The sequence below is a fragment of the Oleiphilus sp. HI0079 genome, assembly GCF_001635105.1.
The window spans coordinates 1-361 of the sequence record NZ_LWFT01000466.1; the positions used below are offsets into that span (position 1 = coordinate 1).

Genomic DNA, 361 nt, shown 5'->3' on the forward strand with positions numbered 1-361 from the left:
ACATCTGGGGTGTTCTGTTCAACAATCTCTCCTCCGTCCATAAAGATCACTCTATCAGCCACTTTCTTGGCAAATCCCATCTCATGCGTCACACAGAGCATGGTCATTCCCTCTTCAGCAAGCTCAACCATAACATCAAGTACTTCCTTAATCATCTCAGGATCAAGAGCTGAAGTAGGCTCGTCAAACAGCATGATTTGGGGGTTCATACACAATGAGCGTGCGATCGCTACACGCTGCTGCTGACCACCAGAAAGTTGACCGGGGAATTTATTTGCTTGGTCAGGAATCTTCACCCGATGAAGATACTTCATTGCGGTCTCTTCTGCTTCTTCTTTCGGTTTCTTTTGCACCCAGATTG

1 protein-coding gene is annotated in these 361 nt (G+C 46.5%); it reads right to left on the reverse strand.

All coding sequences use genetic code 11. The features are described from left to right. Window positions 1–361 (reverse strand): amino acid ABC transporter ATP-binding protein (locus tag A3750_RS06150; protein WP_156498444.1); only part of this gene is annotated, 361 nt, incomplete at both ends.